Origin of the sequence: Arcticibacter sp., from assembly GCF_045629565.1 — a bacterium.
Taxonomy (GTDB): Bacteria; Bacteroidota; Bacteroidia; order Sphingobacteriales; family Sphingobacteriaceae; genus Arcticibacter.
On sequence record NZ_JAZQRL010000101.1, the window covers coordinates 1 to 17,938 of the forward strand.

The 17,938-nt window shown below is 44.7% G+C and carries 16 protein-coding genes and 1 tRNA gene; 6 read left to right on the forward strand and 11 right to left on the reverse strand.

The annotated features are described in order from the left end of the window. Positions 1 to 155: 155 nt before the first annotated feature. From ACKI5J_RS12995 to ACKI5J_RS13015, 5 genes are all read right to left on the reverse strand, one after another. Positions 156 to 947, reverse strand: a complete 792-nt coding sequence (locus ACKI5J_RS12995; RefSeq protein WP_407429912.1) for a TIGR00266 family protein — start codon at positions 945 to 947, stop codon at positions 156 to 158. A 146-nt stretch (positions 948 to 1,093) separates the two neighbouring features. Next, a complete protein-coding gene (locus tag ACKI5J_RS13000; protein ID WP_407429913.1) occupies positions 1,094 to 1,393 on the reverse strand; it encodes a hypothetical protein in 300 nt (99 codons plus the stop codon). A gap of 229 nt (positions 1,394 to 1,622) precedes the next feature. Continuing rightward, positions 1,623 to 1,696, reverse strand: a tRNA-Asp gene (locus ACKI5J_RS13005). Positions 1,697 to 1,812: 116 nt separating this feature from the next. Next, positions 1,813 to 2,886 carry a peptide chain release factor 1 gene (gene prfA / locus ACKI5J_RS13010; protein ID WP_407429914.1) on the reverse strand — a complete coding sequence of 358 codons (1,074 nt, stop codon included), beginning with the start codon at positions 2,884 to 2,886 and terminating at the stop codon, positions 1,813 to 1,815. Positions 2,887 to 3,021: 135 nt separating this feature from the next. Continuing rightward, positions 3,022 to 3,777, reverse strand: a complete 756-nt coding sequence (locus tag ACKI5J_RS13015) for a UDP-2,3-diacylglucosamine diphosphatase (RefSeq protein WP_407429915.1) — start codon at positions 3,775 to 3,777, stop codon at positions 3,022 to 3,024. A gap of 102 nt (positions 3,778 to 3,879) precedes the next feature. Between ACKI5J_RS13015 and ACKI5J_RS13020 the strand changes: the two genes are divergently transcribed. The 4 genes from ACKI5J_RS13020 to ACKI5J_RS13035 all read left to right on the forward strand — a co-directional run bounded on the left by ACKI5J_RS13020 (position 3,880) and on the right by ACKI5J_RS13035 (position 10,061). Further along, positions 3,880 to 5,997 carry a prolyl oligopeptidase family serine peptidase gene (locus ACKI5J_RS13020; RefSeq protein ID WP_407429916.1) on the forward strand — a complete coding sequence of 706 codons (2,118 nt, stop codon included), beginning with the start codon at positions 3,880 to 3,882 and terminating at the stop codon, positions 5,995 to 5,997. Positions 5,998 to 6,003: 6 nt separating this feature from the next. Continuing rightward, complete coding sequence (locus ACKI5J_RS13025; RefSeq protein ID WP_407429917.1) at positions 6,004 to 7,242, forward strand: sensor histidine kinase; 1,239 nt, start codon at positions 6,004 to 6,006, stop codon at positions 7,240 to 7,242. A 150-nt stretch (positions 7,243 to 7,392) separates the two neighbouring features. Then, on the forward strand, positions 7,393 to 8,388 hold the full coding sequence (gene pdhA / locus ACKI5J_RS13030; protein WP_106292554.1) for a pyruvate dehydrogenase (acetyl-transferring) E1 component subunit alpha: 996 nt from the start codon (positions 7,393 to 7,395) through the stop codon (positions 8,386 to 8,388). Between the two features lie 32 nt (positions 8,389 to 8,420). Then, positions 8,421 to 10,061, forward strand: coding sequence for a pyruvate dehydrogenase complex dihydrolipoamide acetyltransferase (locus tag ACKI5J_RS13035; RefSeq protein ID WP_407429918.1), 1,641 nt, complete (start codon positions 8,421 to 8,423; stop codon positions 10,059 to 10,061). 70 nt (positions 10,062 to 10,131) lie between these two features. Here ACKI5J_RS13035 and ACKI5J_RS13040 read toward each other — a convergent pair whose 3' ends face one another. The 3 genes from ACKI5J_RS13040 to ACKI5J_RS13050 are packed head-to-tail and all read right to left on the reverse strand — an operon-like array spanning position 10,132 to position 12,046. Beyond that, a complete protein-coding gene (locus ACKI5J_RS13040; RefSeq protein WP_407429919.1) occupies positions 10,132 to 10,581 on the reverse strand; it encodes a pyridoxamine 5'-phosphate oxidase family protein in 450 nt (149 codons plus the stop codon). Then, positions 10,581 to 10,808, reverse strand: a complete 228-nt coding sequence (locus ACKI5J_RS13045; protein WP_407429920.1) for a ferredoxin — start codon at positions 10,806 to 10,808, stop codon at positions 10,581 to 10,583. Before ACKI5J_RS13045 ends, ACKI5J_RS13040 begins: the two co-directional genes overlap by 1 nt. Then, positions 10,808 to 12,046 carry a peptidase U32 family protein gene (locus ACKI5J_RS13050; RefSeq protein ID WP_407429921.1) on the reverse strand — a complete coding sequence of 413 codons (1,239 nt, stop codon included), beginning with the start codon at positions 12,044 to 12,046 and terminating at the stop codon, positions 10,808 to 10,810. Before ACKI5J_RS13050 ends, ACKI5J_RS13045 begins: the two co-directional genes overlap by 1 nt. Positions 12,047 to 12,167: 121 nt before the next feature. Between ACKI5J_RS13050 and ACKI5J_RS13055 the strand changes: the two genes are divergently transcribed. Continuing rightward, positions 12,168 to 12,941 carry a threonine/serine exporter ThrE family protein gene (locus ACKI5J_RS13055; protein ID WP_407429922.1) on the forward strand — a complete coding sequence of 258 codons (774 nt, stop codon included), beginning with the start codon at positions 12,168 to 12,170 and terminating at the stop codon, positions 12,939 to 12,941. A gap of 1 nt (position 12,942) precedes the next feature. Continuing rightward, positions 12,943 to 13,434 carry a threonine/serine exporter family protein gene (locus tag ACKI5J_RS13060; protein ID WP_407429923.1) on the forward strand — a complete coding sequence of 164 codons (492 nt, stop codon included), beginning with the start codon at positions 12,943 to 12,945 and terminating at the stop codon, positions 13,432 to 13,434. Between the two features lie 9 nt (positions 13,435 to 13,443). Here the strand turns inward: ACKI5J_RS13060 and glgP are convergent, their stop codons facing one another. The 3 genes from glgP to ACKI5J_RS13075 form a co-directional block, all read right to left on the reverse strand. Further along, complete coding sequence (gene glgP / locus ACKI5J_RS13065) at positions 13,444 to 15,096, reverse strand: alpha-glucan family phosphorylase (protein WP_407429924.1); 1,653 nt, start codon at positions 15,094 to 15,096, stop codon at positions 13,444 to 13,446. A 69-nt stretch (positions 15,097 to 15,165) separates the two neighbouring features. Next, entirely contained in the window at positions 15,166 to 16,467 is a 1,302-nt protein-coding gene (locus ACKI5J_RS13070) for a class II aldolase/adducin family protein (RefSeq protein WP_407429925.1), read from the reverse strand. A gap of 88 nt (positions 16,468 to 16,555) precedes the next feature. Beyond that, positions 16,556 to 17,794: an FAD-dependent oxidoreductase gene (locus ACKI5J_RS13075; protein ID WP_407429926.1), complete on the reverse strand. Its 1,239-nt coding sequence runs from the start codon at positions 17,792 to 17,794 to the stop codon at positions 16,556 to 16,558. Positions 17,795 to 17,938 lie beyond the last annotated feature (144 nt).

Below are 17,938 nucleotides of genomic sequence, written 5' to 3' on the forward strand. Positions count from 1 at the left end.
CTTTTTCCGTAAAAATCGGGTCCTGAGCCTTTCCTTTTGTCGGTTACAATGGGGGCTTATAGCGAAGCTGATGCACCCCATATCAATCTGACGCTCGAAGCGGAATGACCTAGGGGCAACAGGAAAATAAGAGGATAGCCGGAGGAAACGTTGCTTTAGCGGCCGTCGCCGTCAAGCAAGTTGCCCAGCCCACCGAGAATACTTCCCTCCTCCTTACGACCAGAATTGGCGAACTGCATGATGCGGCCTGCCAATCTGCTGATCGGAATGGTCTGGATCCATACCTTTCCGGGGCCTCTCAGGGTAGCAAAGAACACTCCTTCACCACCGAAGATGGTGTTTTTGATCCCGCCGACGAACTGAATATCATAGTTTACGCCAGACGTAAAGCCGACAAGGCAACCGGTATCCACCTTTAAAAGCTCTCCGGGCTGAAGGTTCCGCTCCAGAACATGTCCGCCGGCATGCATGAAAGCCATTCCATCACCTTCGATCTTTTGCATGATAAAGCCCTCGCCTCCAAAAAGACCTGTGCCTAATTTCCTCTGGAATTCAATGCCCACGCTGACGCCTTTAGCGGCACACAGGAAGGCATCCTTCTGACAGATGATACGGCCACCAAGCTGATAAAGATCGAGAGGAATAATCTTGCCCGGATAGGGAGATGCGAAACTTACCCTTTTCTTTCCGTAGGCGGTATTGGTGAATGCTGTCATAAAGAGACTCTCTCCGGTAAGGAGACGCTTTCCGGCGCTGAAGAGCTTCCCCATGAGGCCGCCCGACTGCTGACTTCCGTCGCCGAAGATGGTCTGCATCTGAATACCATCGTCCATCATCATAAAAGCTCCCGGTTCTGCGACGGCGGTTTCATTCGGGTCGAGTTCTACTTCGACATATTGCATTTCTTCTCCATAAATATGGTAGTCTATTTCGTGATTTCTGATCATATTGGATTTGGTTTAATCAGGGATTAAAATACGAATATTCTGTCTCAGATCGAAAATTCAGAATCGTTGGAAATCGAATCTGGAGCGCTTGGTCCATCGATAGCAAAACGACCATCTGCTCCGACACAAGCGAATCGGTTCCAAGCTTATGCGATGAAGTTGAGCGAAATCAGCAGGATAACAACCAGAATCCCCAGAAGGGAAAGCACAAAAAGATAATCGGCTATGGTCTCCAGTGTTCGCTCCCTTCCGGATCGGGTAGTTCGTATAGACGCAAAAGAAAACAGACAAGAGCAAGTCAGCAATATGGCAATCAGAGAGGTGAATTCATCGATCATGTGCGTCTCTGTCAGATTGGTTATATGCAGGGAGGTCATAACAAAAAGACAAAAGCCCAAAAGATTGGCGGCGGTATTTAGAATATGCTGAGAAGTGGTGTTTGCCATGTGATAAATCTATAGTCATCAAACAGGGAAATCTAATCAGAGCCAAAACTAAAATACGCTTATAATCAGGTAAAAGCAACAAACTTATTACCCGAATAGATTAAATTAGAGCAAGATTAACACTATAAATATAAGTGACGATAACCTGATAAGCAGAAGCAGAGCTGGAAATTTTGGGCATAAAAAAAGGAGGCTTTAAACCTCCTTTTTTATTTGACTTGCTTTTCAGCGGTCCGGACGGGACTCGAACCCGCGACCCCATGCGTGACAGGCATGTATTCTAACCAGCTGAACTACCGGACCATCTTTCCCGTTTGGGTGTGCAAATATAGCTCGAATCTCTAACTTTACAACATAAATTTACAATTATTTAAAAGAACACTGATAATCAGGGAAATAATTTTCAATTTAATTTTTCTTTAGGTTGTTGCTCCCTCTTTCATCTTCTCGGCGTTCTCTGCAAATTGTAGCGCATCGATGATTTCCTGAATGTCGCCATCCATAATTGCCGGAAGATTATACATCGTCAAACCTATCCTATGCTCCGTAACGCGCCCCTGAGGATAGTTATAGGTCCTGATCTTTGCAGATCGGTCGCCTGTAGATACCATAGTCTTTCTTTTAGCCGCGATATCTCCGGTCTGCTTCTGTACTTCAAGATCGTATAACCTGCTACGGAGCATTTCCATCGCGCGTTCGCGGTTACCTAGCTGAGAACGCTCGATCTGGCAGACAACTACCATACCTGAAGGCTTATGGGTTAACTGCACCTTTGTTTCCACCTTATTTACGTTCTGACCACCAGCACCACCCGAACGGGAGGTTTGCATTTCCACATCGGCCGGGTTCAGATAGAAATCGACCTCCTCCACTTCAGGCAAAACAGCTACTGACGCAGCAGAAGTATGTACCCTTCCCTGAGTTTCAGTATCAGGCACACGCTGCACCCGGTGAACACCCGACTCGTATTTCAGCTGCCCGTATACATCTTCGCCTGTAACTTTCAGAATAACCTCCTTATAGCCTCCGGCTGTTCCTTCGGTAACGTCCATCGTCTCTACGCGCCAACCTTTCTTCTCGAAGAAGCGTGTATACATTCTATAGAGATCACCGGCAAACAGAGCCGCCTCATCACCTCCCGTACCACCTCTGATTTCAATTACTGCGTTCTTAGCATCTTCCGGATCTTTAGGAATGAGCATGAGACGAATCTGGCTCTCCATCTCATCTTTCTTAACAAGAAGTTCATCAAGCTCCATCTTAGCCATCTCACGTAGCTCTTCATCCTTTTCGATTGCTAACATTTCGCGGTTTGCGTCGATGTTCGATACAACGTTCTTGTATATTTTATATTCGTCAACGATCTTTCCGAGATCTTTGTAATCCTTGTTTAGCTGAGCATAACGTTTCATGTCGCTCATGGTTGCCGGGTCACTCAATTCCCGTTCTACTTCTTCCCAGCGAAGTTTGATAGCTTCTAATTTATCTAGCATGATCTAATTTAAAAACAGCGTCAATTATGAATGAATAGGTGCTGTATATCGTATTTGGTAAACAACAGAACGATGTGCCTGTGTTTAATTTTCAAAAATAAGCCTTTTTAAATAAAAAAGTAAAACCGCCGCGGATTATGCATTTTTTTCAAAGTAACAGAGGGAAAGATCGTTACCATCGAACACTGCATAGGTATTATAGTTGATCCATTCTCCGAGATTGACGTAACGACTTGAAGGGCTCAATGTTATATCCAGAGGAAGATGACGGTGGCCGAACACAAAATAATCGAAGTGCCCTTTTTGAAGCATTTCCTTGCTATACTGCACCAGCCACTCATGCTGTTCATGAAGGAAAGTCTCCTTTTTAGAGCCGGCAATCCGACTGTGCCCCGACCAGGCTCTTGCTATGCCGATACCCAGATTGGGATGAATCCTGGCGAATAACCATTGACAGAGACCGCTCCTGAATATTTTCTTAAGCATCTTGTACTTGGCATCGCCGGGACCGAGACCATCTCCATGATGAATATAGAAACGTTTCCCGCTTCTGTTGATCACCAGTTCGTCGGATATGATTGTAACTCCGATCTCTTCCTGGAGATAGCCAAACATCCACATGTCGTGGTTGCCTTTGAACATGGTTATTTTAACTCCATTGTCTGAAAGCTCCGCCAGCTTGCCGAGAAACCGAATGTAGCCTCTCGGAACTGCATGTTTGTATTCGAACCAGAAGTCGAAAATGTCTCCTACGAGGTAGAGCTCAGCAGCGTCACCTTTTATAGAGTCAAGCCAGCGAACTATTCTATCCTCTCTATCCCTGCTTTGTGCGTAATTGGCGGTTCCAAGATGAAAATCAGAGGCGAAATAGATTTTACTGCGTAAAGACATGGGATAAAGGTAGTATTATGCCAAATAAGATCAATAGTTTCAATGAAAAGACTATTTCATACATTTGACGTTATAGTAATTTCCATACACAAAGAACGCTAGATGAAAAGGCTTTTCACATTAATCCTTGTTTCCGGGATTTCATATTCCGGATTCGCACAAAATACTCATCCTAAAATGCTCAACTACCCTAAGACCAAGAAAGACAATACAAAAGACACGTATTTCAATACTGTTGTTGAGGATCCTTACCGTTGGCTGGAAAATGACCGGGCAGACGATACGAAAGCCTGGGTAACTGAACAAAACAAGGTTACACAAGGATATTTGTCGAAGATTGACTTTAGAGACAAGATAAAAAGCAGGCTGGAGACACTCTGGAATTATGAACGGATAAGTGCGCCGACTAAAGAGGGTGACTATATCTATTTTTCAAAAAACGACGGACTTCAGAACCAGTCGGTAGTTTACCGCCAGAAAAAAGACGGAGTACCGGAAGTGTTTCTGGATCCAAATAAATTTTCGACAGATGGAACGACATCACTGGCAGGACTGGACTTCACTAAGGACGGCAGCCTTGCTGCGTATCAAGTCTCTGAAGGGGGCTCTGACTGGCGCAAGGTGATTGTGCTGAAAACCGCAGACAAAAGCATCATCGGCGATACACTGATTGACGTGAAGTTTAGCGGAATTGCATGGAAGGGTAATGATGGTTTTTATTACAGCAGCTACGAAAAACCCAAGGGAAGTGAGCTCTCGGCAATGACGCAGCATCATCGATTATATTACCATAAGCTCGGTACGCCGCAAAGTGAAGATGTGCTGGTTTTCGGAGGAGAAAATACACCGAGGAGATATATCGGTGCATCTATAACAGAAGACGAGCGGTTTTTGGTAATTTCGGCGGCGAACTCAACATCGGGTAACGAATTATACATTCAGGATCTGAAAAACCCTTCGGGAAAGATCGTTAATGTGGTCTCGGATATGACCAATGAACATCAGGTTCTGGACGCCATCGGCAACACGATTTATCTGGAAACGAACCTCAATGCACCAAATAACAAAGTTGTTAAGTTCGACTTCGCTGAGCCGTCTCCTAAAAACTGGATCGACGTAATTCCTGAAACGGAAAATGTGCTTAGTGTACGCACCGGCGGCGGCAAGCTGTTCGCAAACTACCTGAAGGATGCCACGTCTATGGTCATGCAGTATGACATGGAAGGAAACCTAGAACGTACTATTAACCTGCCTGGTGTGGGTACCGCTTCGGGATTTGGTAGTAAAAAGACAGAAACCGAGTTATACTTTACATTTACCTCGTATGTATATCCTGCGACTATATTCAAGTATACTATCGCTGATGGCAAGTCTGAGCTTTATAAAAAGTCGGGCGTTAAGTTCGACCCCTCGCTTTATGAATCAAAGCAGGTTTTCTACAACTCAAAGGATGGCACCAGAGTACCGATGATTATCACTTACAAAAAGGGGATTAAACTGGATGGTACCAACCCGACTATGCTATATGGTTATGGCGGTTTTAACATTAGCCTGACTCCTGCCTTCAGCACCTCTAACATTATTTTGCTGGAACAGGGGGGAATTTATGCTGTGGCGAATTTACGCGGCGGCGGGGAGTACGGTGAGAAGTGGCACATTGCCGGAACCAAACTGCAAAAGCAGAATGTATTTGACGATTTCCTGGCAGCTGCTCAATATTTGATTGACAATAAGTACACATCAAGTGCCCGCCTTGCTATTGCGGGTGGCTCCAACGGCGGACTTCTTGTGGGTGCGGCGATGACCCAACGCCCTGATTTATTCAAGGTGGCGTTCCCTGCAGTGGGAGTTCTCGACATGCTGCGTTACAACAAGTTTACGGCAGGTGCTGGCTGGGGATACGATTACGGAACTGCGGAGGATTCTAAAGAGATGTTTGAATATCTGCTGAACTATTCTCCTTATCATGCGCTGAAAACAGGTGTAGCTTATCCGGCGACACTCGTTACAACTGCTGATCATGATGACCGGGTTGTACCGGCGCATTCATTCAAGTTCGCCGCACGGCTTCAGGAGTATCATACTGGGACCAATCCGGTATTGATTAGAATCGAAACAAAAGCTGGTCACGGCGCCGGAAAGTCCACAGCTCAGGTAATTGCTGAACAAGCTGACAAATGGGCTTTCATGTTTTATAACATGGGTCTTACTGTAAAATAGCCCCTGATGAATCCGTACGAACAGAAACGACGCTGGAAATTCCTGCTGCTGGCTTTCGCGCTTGTTATCGCGTCGGCCTCGCTTTGGTATACCAATTACCTGGTGAAGAACATCGCCGTTTCGGAACGTACGCGTGCGGAGGTATGGGCGATGAGTTTTAAGAAAATCATCGAAATTGAGGACATCAACGACGAGTATCTTACCGTCATCTTTTCTATTCGCGACAGCTTGTCTATGCCGACTATCGTTACCGACGAACGGGACAGCATTATTTACTGGAGAAGTCTTGATAGCACGAAGACGAATTTCCAGGTGGAGGAAAACGGAAGAGAGTCGGCTATATTTACCAGAAAGATCCATGATCCGGGGTATTTCAAAGCGCAGTTAGCGGAAATGAAACGGCAGCATATTCCCATTGTTATCATAAAAGAGGATGGCGAAAAGTGGTTTGTGTACTATAAAGACTCCCAGTTATTGACCCAGCTGAAGGTTTTCCCTTATATTCAACTGATGGTTATTGGCCTGTTTCTAATGGTTGCCTATACTGTTTTCAGCTCTTCCAGGCGATCGGAGCAAAACCTGGTATGGGTAGGTATGGCCAAGGAAACGGCGCACCAGTTAGGTACACCTATATCTTCCCTCATGGCCTGGATTGAGCTGCTCAAATCAAAGTTTGATGCAGAAGAGGATCCGCTTATACTCGAAATGGAAAATGATGTTCATCGCCTGGAAATGGTTGCCGATCGTTTTTCAAAGATTGGCTCTACACCTAATTTACACAGCCATCCGGTTTTTGCGGCAATTAAGGAGTATGTTGATTATTTCCAGGTACGCACGAGCGACAAAATTAGGTTGAGCGTTACCGGCGACCATGAAGTAGAAGCACTAATGAATATTCCTCTCTTTGAATGGGTAATTGAGAATCTCCTGAAGAACGCAGTAAATGCTATTGAGGGCGAAGGTTCTATAGAGGTGAAAGTGATCGAAAACCTGGTTAAAGAGCAGGTGTTCATCGATGTGACCGATACCGGAAAAGGCATCCCGAGGCTGAAATTCGAAACGATTTTCCAACCGGGCTATACGACCAGAAGGAGAGGCTGGGGACTGGGGCTGTCGTTGACCAAACGGATAATTGAAAACTACCATAAGGGATTGATTTTTGTGAAAGATTCGGAACCTGGACATGGCACCACCATCCGGATTGTGCTAAAAAGCAGTACGCGGTACGAACCTGCCACCGATTAATCTGGCAGAACAAAATGTATTAATTTCAAAACAATAACAGAACATAAACTTTATTAAACGATATTTAGCGCAAACACGTAAATCGGCGATGCATCTTCTTTTTTTGGGAAACTATAATTAGATTTGCGTTCCAAAAAACACATTATAACAATGAGTTCAGTAGAAATTACTAAAGACACCTATCTGCACTGGTACGAATCGATGTTGCTTATGCGCAAATTCGAGGAGAAGACCGGACAATTATATGGACAGCAGAAAATCAGAGGTTTTTGTCATTTATATATCGGACAGGAAGCTGTTGTAGCAGGTACCATGTCTGTGTTAAAACCCGAAGATTCATTGATCACTGCATACAGGGATCACGCACACGCAATTGCTAAAGGGGTTTCTCCAAACGCTGTAATGGCCGAAATGTATGGAAAGGCTACCGGAAGCTCTAAAGGAAAAGGTGGATCTATGCATATTTTCAGCAAGGAACATAAATTTTTCGGCGGACACGGAATTGTCGGTGGCCAGATACCTTTAGGTGCAGGAATTGCTTTTGCTGAGCAATACAATGGCACTGATAGTGTTTGTGTTTGTTATATGGGAGATGGAGCTGTAAGGCAGGGTGCATTGAACGAAACCTTCAATATGGCGATGATCTGGAAGCTACCCGTAATCTTTGTTTGTGAGAACAATGGCTATGCGATGGGAACTTCAGTTGCGCGTACGACAAATATGGAAGATATCTACAAGATAGGACTTGGTTTTGATATGCCTTGTGCCCCTGTAGATGGAATGGATCCGGTAGCGATGCACAATGCCATGGACGAGGCTGTTCAGCGCGCCCGTGCAGGTGAAGGCCCTACTTTCCTCGAAGCCCGTACTTACCGTTATAAAGGTCACTCTATGTCTGACCCTGCAAAATACAGGACTAAAGAGGAGCTTGAAAACTACAAAGCTAAGGATCCTATCGGCGTTGTTAAATTAGCTATTGTTGAAAACGAATATGCTGATGATGCCTGGTTTGAAGAAATCGATAAAAAAATAAAAGCTATTGTTGAGGAATCGGTGAAGTTCGCTGAAGAGTCTCCTTGGCCTGATCCTTCTGAGACTTATACTGATGTATATGTTCAGGAAGATTATCCTTTTATCAGAAACTAGTTAATTGTCAGACAAACAAACCGTACGAAAACATGGCTGAAGTAGTTAAAATGCCTAAAATGAGCGACACCATGACTGAAGGTGTTATCGCTAAATGGCATAAAAAAGTTGGTGACAAAGTGAGCACAGGTGACCTGATTGCTGAGGTTGAAACCGACAAAGCAACAATGGATTTTGAATCCTATCAGGAAGGTACTCTTTTATATATCGGAGCTGAAGAAGGTTCAACGGTACCTGTTGATTCTGTAATTGCAGTATTGGGTGCAGAAGGCGAAGATTACAAATCTGCGTTGGAAGGAAGCTCAAATGGAGATACTACAAAAGCTGATTCAACTGCCGATGCAGGTGATAAACCTGAAAGTGACGATTCTGAGCCCGAAACAGCTTCTTCAGATGAGGGCGTAGACCCTGAGTCTGTGGGTGCGACAGTAATTCGCATGCCTTTGCTGAGCGATACGATGACCGAAGGTGTTATCGCCGAATGGCATAAAAAAGTTGGCGACGAAATTAAAAGTGATGATACTCTAGCTGATGTTGAAACCGATAAGGCCACAATGGAAGTTACTGCATATGCAGAAGGCACATTGCTTTACATCGGCGTTGAGAAAGGCCAGGCGGCTAAAGTAAATGATGTGATCGCTATCGTGGGTAAGGAAGGTACGGATGTACAATCTTTATTAAAGGGTGGCTCTAAACCTAAGGCTTCAGAAGCAAAAGCCGAAGAGCCTAAGGCTGAATCGAAGAAAGAGGAAGCTGCAGTTAGTTCATCAGCTGATGCTGACTCGAGAGTTAAGGCGTCTCCTCTGGCTAAAAAAATCGCCAAAGATAAAGGCATTGACCTGTCTCAGGTTAAGGGAAGCGCTGAAGGTGGTCGTATTGTAAAGAAAGACATTGAAAGCTTCAGTCCTGCTGCGAAAGCACCGGCTGCTGCTCAGGCTCCTGCTCAGGAATCTAAACCTGCTGCTCCTTCAATTCCTCAGTTCATAGGTGAGGAGAAATATACCGAGAAGCCGGTTACTCAAATGAGAAAGACTATCGGCAAGAGATTGTCTGACAGCCTTTTCACGGCTCCTCACTTCTACGTGACCATGTCTATAGATATGGATAGTGCTATCGCTGCACGTGCGAAGATGAATGAATTTGCCCCGGTTAAGATTTCCTTTAATGATATTGTGATCAAGGCTGTGGCTGTTGCGTTGAAGCAACATCCTAACTTGAACTCTTCATGGAGAGGTGACAAGATCCGCTATAATGAGCACGTAAATATCGGAGTTGCCGTTGCAGTGGATGAAGGTCTGCTGGTTCCTGTGGTTCGCTTTGCGGATGGAAAGTCCCTTTCTCATATCTCTGCTGAAGTAAAAGACTTTGCTCAGAAAGCGAAGAACAAAAAGCTTCAACCAGCAGATTGGGAAGGATCTACCTTCACGATCTCTAACCTGGGAATGTTTGGTGTAGATGAATTTACAGCTATCATCAATTCTCCAGATGCATGTATCCTCGCTATCGGTGGTATTGCGCAGGTTCCTGTGGTTAAAAATGGTGCGGTAGTTCCGGGTAATGTGATGAAGGTTACGCTTAGCTGCGATCACAGAGTGGTGGATGGTGCACAAGGCGCTGCATTCCTTCAGACACTTAAGGCTCTGATCGAAGAACCAGTAAGATTGTTAGTCTAATACGACGAGGTTTAGACAACCTCTCTATAATACCAAAAGAGCGATCATCAACTGATCGCTCTTTTTTGCGTTATGTACGTTCCCACTTTATCTTCTTCCCAAAGCCGAGTGTGTTATCGGTGAATTTTATCCAGCTGAGTTCGATAGTCCATATATCTCCGCTCATGGCAAGAGCGAACGGATATTTGGTGTAGTACGTCTTCTTTAAGTCTGAAAGACACTGATTTTCGGGTTCAACCAGTTTGCCTTTGAACTGGATACCTTTTATCTTGCCTGTCTGCAGCTTATCAGGTAACACCGAACCTCCTACGAGATTGTTCAAAAGAGCTTGCTGGATATGATCCGTCTGCGTGGATGACTTAAACACCAACATGTTATGTTCTTCGCTATACGCATAAAAGCAGGTGGAGCAGTGAGGCTGATCTCCTGAGCTTGTAGCCAGTGTGAAGACTGTTTGAGCTTTGAAAAAGCTGGCGATCAGTTGATCTGGTCTCTCGGACTTAGATGATGGTTGTTCCATTATATCAATTCTACTTTTATGCAATCTACAGGGCAATGTGCCGCTGCTCTCAAGTTATCATCCAACTCATCGGTCATTACCCGGATACTGAAGATACCTTTTTTCTCTACGCCCTGAACGAGCGTAACCTTTCCATCCTTTCTCGAAATGCGCCACCGGTACACTGCCGCTTCTACGCAGGCGTTGCAGCCAATGCACTTTGTACGATACTGCGTAATCCGTACCATCAGACTTCCTCCAGCTTATATAACTTATCTGAAGGCCTGACTTTCTTTTCCAATGGAATAGAGAAGATCTCTCCTCTTTTTACTGATTCTCTAGGCTCATTGTCTACTCTGATCTCCTCCACTGTTGACCATACGACTCCGGTGGACGGTCCTGTAATCATAATCCTTGATCCTGTTGTCAAAGAGTGGGCATCGAGCTGAAACTCGGCAACTGATGACTTTTCAAAGTATTTAAGTCCGCGACCGATATAGATCTTTTTTTGGGTAGCTTTGGAACCATATACGTTACTCCACTCACCTATTTTTCTACCCAGATAATAACCATCCCAGAACCCCCTGTTAAATACAGTTGATAAGCGGGACTTCCACCCGGTGAACATCGCAGGGCCGTAACTTCCGTTGCCGTAAGCATCAATTGCCTCACGGTAACAGGACACAACGGTATGAACATAATCTGCACTTCTACCCCGCCCTTCAATCTTCAGAACGGATATACCTGCATCAATGATTTTGTCAAGAAAATCAATGGTGCAAAGGTCTTTGGCAGACATAATATATTCATTATCTACTTCAAACTCTGTCCCATGTTCCTTTTCGGTGACGATATAACTTTTACGGCAGTTCTGAATGCAGGCTCCTCTATTTGCGGACGCATAGTCAGAGTGAAGGCTTAAATAGCATTTTCCGGAAACGGCCATACACAAGGCACCATGTGCAAAGACTTCTACCCGAACAAGCTCTCCGGATGGACCGGTGATCTGGTGACGCTCAATGTCGCGGGTTATACTCGCCACTTGCATAAGGCTCAATTCTCGCGCCATCACCATCACATCTGCATAGACTGCGTAAAATTCGACGGTGTCTATATTGGAGATGTTCGCCTGGGTGGAGATATGTACCGGAAAACCAATCTTCCTGGCATAATTAAGTACGGCGTGGTCTGTTGCGATGACTGCTGTTATGCCACTGATGTGAGCCGCATCAACAATCTTCCTCATCAGATTGATATCGTGATCATATAAGATCGTATTGAGCGTAATGTATGATTTTATTGCTGCTGACTGGCAGATTCCGGCGATTTTTGTGAGATCTTCCAGTGTAAAATTGCTACTGGAACGCGCGCGCATATTCAGTTGTTCAATTCCGAAATAAACAGAATCTGCCCCTGCCTGTATCGCTGCTGTTAAAGATTCGTATGACCCTGCAGGCGCCATCAACTCAATTTTCCCTCTGTGCATAAACCGGTATTTTGTATCCTGCAAAACTTCCCATTTTTTTCATATAAAAATATGACCGGCGTCAGGTATGCTTAAAAAAAAGAGTCCTAATTTTACATCGCAGTCAACAACTGCAATAGCCATGGCACACCCAACAGAACAGACTGACATTAAGCAACTGGGATCTACACTACTGAACATCGGGGCACTATTATTAAGTGCGGGAGCGAGTACCGACCGCACACGTAAAACGATTAACAGAGTCGCTGATTCGTTCGGTTACAGTACCGATCTCCTGATCTCTCATCGTACGATAATGCTTACGATCAGAGATGCGCAAAAAGACTACTTTTTTAACAATCTTAAGCGCTCATCTCCCCATGGTGTAAATTTCAAAGTGCTGACGGGTATAAGCAGACTTAGCTGGCAAGTAGTAGAAGATGGTCTTACCGTTCATCAGATCAACGATCAACTGGCCAGGATTGCCTCATTACCCCACTACCCACGATGGGCGATATTGCTCTTTGTAGGCCTGGCGGGGTCATCATTTTGCAGGCTCGCAGAGGGGGATGCCCTTGATATGCTGATTGTGTTTATAGCCACCGTCTCAGGCCTGTTTGTTCGCCAGGAGGCACACCGGCTTAAGTTCAACCCTTATATATGCATTTATTGCGCTGCGCTTACTTCTTCTTTTATTGCTGCTTCAGCGCTTAATTTCGGGAGCGGATACGTTCATGAACCTGCATTTTCAACGTCTGTCCTCTTCCTGATTCCCGGGGTTCCGCTTATTAACTCGTTTTCAGATATGATCGACGGAAACTTAAACAATGCACTCATCAGGGGTACTAACGGTTTCATTATTTCATTTGCAATTGGATTAGGACTGCTCACATCTATGTTTATTTACGGACTTTGATATGGAATATCTTATTTTATTAGAGAAGTGTATTTGGCTGGGAATGGCCGCAATCGGCTTCGCAGTATTGTTTAATGTTCCGTCAAGAGCTCTTGGCTATATAGGGATATTGGGAGCTTTGGGTGGCATTGTCAAAGTGCTGATGACGCAACAGGATGTAAGCGTCATTTTAGGTACACTTTTTGGCGCTATACTCATCGGTTTTTTGGGTATACCCTTTGCACATAAGACTAATTGTCCACCACCCGTTTTGGCTATACCAGCAGTGATCCCCATGATTCCTGGTAAATTTGCGTATAAGATGATGATTGGATTAATCAACTTGTCAGGGGATATCGATCAGGCGACCTATACACACGTCATGTCGGAGACGCTTAATAACGGGCTCAAAGTGATGTTTATTTTGATGAGCATCGCCGGCGGGGTAGGCATTCCCCTGCTGATCGCCAGAAGAGATACAGCTAAGGGAATGCACATAAAAAGAAGATTCTAGTTTATTCTGTTATGCACGATACATCAGTTCGTAGTATTGAGCAGCCATTCTTCCAGATTCGAATGCAGGGCTTACGTCCAGGGCTCCATTTTTCATAATTCTGGCCCATGAGGATGGATCATTGTAGTACATCGGCAGGATGACGTGCTCTATCTTGTCTAGAAGGCGTTCAGACTCAAGGCGATCTTTCTCTTCGGTTGAAAGGTGATCTTCAGCAGGCGGTATTATAAAGCTGTTCTCCATGTCTCTGGCAAATTCCGGAATCCATCCATCGGGAATAGAAAGATTGATACTGGCGTTTATAGCAGCCGTCATGCCGCTGGTACCGGATGCTTCCCTGAACATCCGGGGATTGTTCAGCCATACGTCTGACCCCTTCTTCAGAAGAGCAGAAAGCCCCAGTTCGTATCCGGTTAGCACAGCGCAATTTGCAAATGGCTTGATACGATCTATTATGCTGTTAAATAAGTCTATTGCTCCGTAATCTTCCGGATATGGCTTGCCCGCCCAAATAATTTGCACGGGCATGGTCGTATTTTGGATCAATCTGATAAACCGGAACCAGTCATTCATGATCATATCAGCACGTTTGTAACCGGCAAAGCGTCTTGCCCATACAATGGTTAGTATGTCATCGCTGAAGAGCTTACCTGTCTGATCCGCTACTACTTTGAAGAGCTCTGCTTTTAGCTCCTTTTTACGACTTACTAGTAAAGTATCGTCTTGGGACGCAAGGGCAGATTCCAGGATATCATCTTTCCAGTAAGTCTTATTCTGGGCATTCGTTATGGAGGTGATCTCGCATATGCCAGTATTGGATTTCCACATCTCCCGGGATACAACGCCATGCAATTTTGATACCGCATTGGCTTTTCTGGCAAACTTGAGGGCGGCAAGAGTATAGTTTAGATGGTCGCCGCCAAGTCCGAGCAGTGACTGCACTTCGTGATTCTGGAGCCCACAAAAAAATGACATGTCCTGAAGTATTGCATAACTATGCGATTCATTGCCTGCAGCCTCGGGAGTGTGCGTGGTGAAGACAACACGCTTTTTCACCTCTTCCAGGTTCTTGAGCTTTGAATACAAATGGAAATTTAATGATAAGGAATGTCCTTCATTCATATGATAGACTTCTGTATGTCTGCCGAGCTGCTCAAGCAAGATGGCGCCGCCGGTACCTAACAAGATTGACTGAGCAATGCGAGTCGCTTCATTTGAATCGTATAATCGGTTGGTGATACTTTTAGACATATCATCGTTTTCCGGAAGGTCAGTACTGAGGAGGAATAATGGCGCAGAGCCAAAAGTTTCAGGGTGAAGAAGCCAGGCTTTGACGTAAACAGGCGAATTATGGACGAGGATGGTGAATACAATTCCGGTATCTTCAAGAAATGAGTAGTTCTTTTCTACATAAGCGGGTTTCATTCTTGCGTTCGTATCTCGCTCCTGGTCATAGTATCCATATTTCCAGAGTATGCCGATACCAATCAAGTTCTGCTTGAGTTCGTAGGCGCTTCTTAAATGTGATCCGGCCAGGAAGCCCAGACCACCGCTGTATATTTTCAATGCCTGGTCTATGGCAAACTCCATAGAAAAATAGGCTACCGGCCTGGAGTATGCCGGGTCAAATTCGTAAGGGAAGATATTTTGTCCGTTAATCATAAAGCAAAATAAGGATTATATTAAAAATCCCATCTTTTCAGACGGGATCTTCAATGATAATGTGGATGATTATTCTTTTAGGAAGGCTTTACGCAGTTCTTCCACCTGCTCATTACTAATAGGAACCATGGAACCAAGAGACGAGCACATGACGAGCGATTTGGCGCTGAATTCAGCTACTTCAAGATAATCGAAAGTTTGCAGCAGCTGATTACCGGTAACTACTACGCAATCATTCTTCACTAAAACAGCAGGATTGCTTTTAGACACGATATCTGGAATCTCTTTTCTGCCGTTGAACTGAACACCGAAATCAAGCGTATGCACGTCTTGCAGGAAGATCCAGCTCTCCGGGATAGTTCTTACGTTGAACGACGCTCCTGTAACCGAAAATGCCATTAAGTAAGGTGACTGGGTAAGAATAATGGAATTAATTTCTGGGTGTTTCTCGTAAATATCCTGATGCAGGTAAGTAGATCGGCTAGGAACTTTTCCCTTTTCACGCCTGCCGTTCTTAATTTGGACTATGTCATCGGGGACCATATCCCAACGGGGCACATTAGTCGGTGTAATAAGGAAGGTGTCCTGATCTACACGCGTTGAGATGGTACCATAAGAGCTGATCATCAGGCCCTGGGTACAGGCCCTGTGGACAATCTTACATATCTCAGCACGCTTCTCTCGCTCTGCGGATGAGTGAACGGTCTCGTTCATTTCTGGAAGAAGCGCGGGAATCTGGTTTTCGAAGGCATTAATGTCATCGTCATTCAGATAAGCAGGTTTGCCAACAGAATTACCATAGAGAATAGTGCGTGCGGAAAACTCCAGGGTCTCGAACCGCTGGAATGTATCGACAAGATCTGCCCCTCCTACCACTGTTCCATGATTTTCCATGATCACGGCATTATATCCGCGGGTGAACTCTTTAGCTATCTTCGAACCGAGAGCCTCGCTTCCCGGAAGTTCATATTCTGCATAACCAATTGGCCCGCAAACGTGTTTAGCCTGAGAAATAATATTGGTGTTGGGTATAGTTCTCGCAATGCTAAAAGATACCAGCGCTGGAGGATGAGCATGAATAATTGCTTTAATATCTGGCCTTATCTGATAAATAGCGCGGTGAAAGGGATGTTCAGAAGATGGCTTATGGCGACCTACAATGGTTCCATCTTTTTTGATGCACACAATATCTGTCGGTTGTAGCGACCCCTTGTCAACAGCAGATGGTGATATCCAGATGTCTCCATTGTCATCGATAATGGAGATATTTCCTCCGGATGTTGTAGTTAATCCCCGTCTGTAAATTCGGGTCATCACCATCGTTATCTGGTCGCGGGGATGCATCAAACGGGTATCCAAAACTTCATTCATAGCTTATTTATTTATTTGTACAAAGAATAGAAATATAGAAATGTAAACAAGTGACCATTATCATTAAATATAACACTATTAGCTATTTCTACCGCTTAAGCCGCCCATTCAGGTCGACTGAAACATCGAAGGGCCGTAGGTAACTGTTAAAAAGCACCGCAAATTCTCTCCTTGTAACCGTCCGCTTCAAATCAAAACGATCGGGAAGCTTTAAGGATACCTTCCAACCTTTCTCGACTTCTCTATCCAGCTCTGCTCCTCGTTGGGCAGTAAACTTGATGAGACTTAACAATTGCTCCAGGGTCATCTTGTCTGATTTATTATCCAGAAACCATATTTGACTCCTCGAATAGTATTCTTTAACTGGGACTCGTATGTCTTCCGTTGATATAGATGAATCCGGCTGCAGGTATATTCCTCCATTTAATTGTTTTCCTTTAATAATCCCGGTAAGTGCCATCTGCTGGAATGCCTGTGCATTAGAGTCAACCATTGCGATATCGGCAAATTCAATCAGACGAGACTTGTATGTCATTAATTCGCTCTGGATTAAACGCACATTGACCTTATCGGTCGTAGTCTTAAAGAATGCGCAGTAAGCCGCAATAGCCCCGGCAGCCTGTCCGGCTGCATAAGTTTGCCATTTAACATCTGCATCGGGGCTGGCATAGATAAAGTTCTTAATCGTTGAGAGAAAGGCTTTCAAAGGAACAGTTGCAGGAACGGTCGTCGAAACGACAGGAATTGTAACACTTGTTCGATAAAGCTGGTGGGCATAAGTCAAAGAATCTGTTGGCTTTGACGTGCCTGTTAGTCCGACCAGGCCGGCTATCCTCCTTCCGCTCGTACCATCCACAAGAACATCAGCTTTGATTGTATTATTGCGAATTTGTATCTCCCAGTTCTTACCTGCCTTCTTCACAGATGAAATACCAGTATTTCTGATTACAGTAAGGTTCTTAACGGTATCAGTCCAGCCTTTAAAGATTGTCCCCAAATATTCCGGGGACAGTGTTTGGCTGCTCTTTACCGGATATTTCTGCAATGCTTCAATCTTGCTAAGAAGCTCCTTTGTAATTCCATAAGGATTTTCGCGCTCTTCCTGACTCAGTTCTATTGAAGCAATCGCACCTTCATCAATTAGTACGGTCTTGACACCTGAGTGGGCGGCCTGGATGGCAGCAGCAATTCCGGAGGGAGATGCGCCTACAACCAATACTCCTGGCTTGAGGGTTTGTGAATAAACGATGGCCTGAATAAACAGCAACAGCAGGATACTCAGACACTTCTTTTGTAAAGGCGTATGCATCATTTTGAGGGAAGTCATAGAACATGCAATATAACATCAAAAACTTTAAACTTGATGAACTAAAAAGATTGACGGTGAGCGACAATCGCCGTATCCGAAACAACTCTGAAGGCAATTAGTTCATTCAGAGTTGTTCGACTACGTTTATAGGTTATTGGCTGG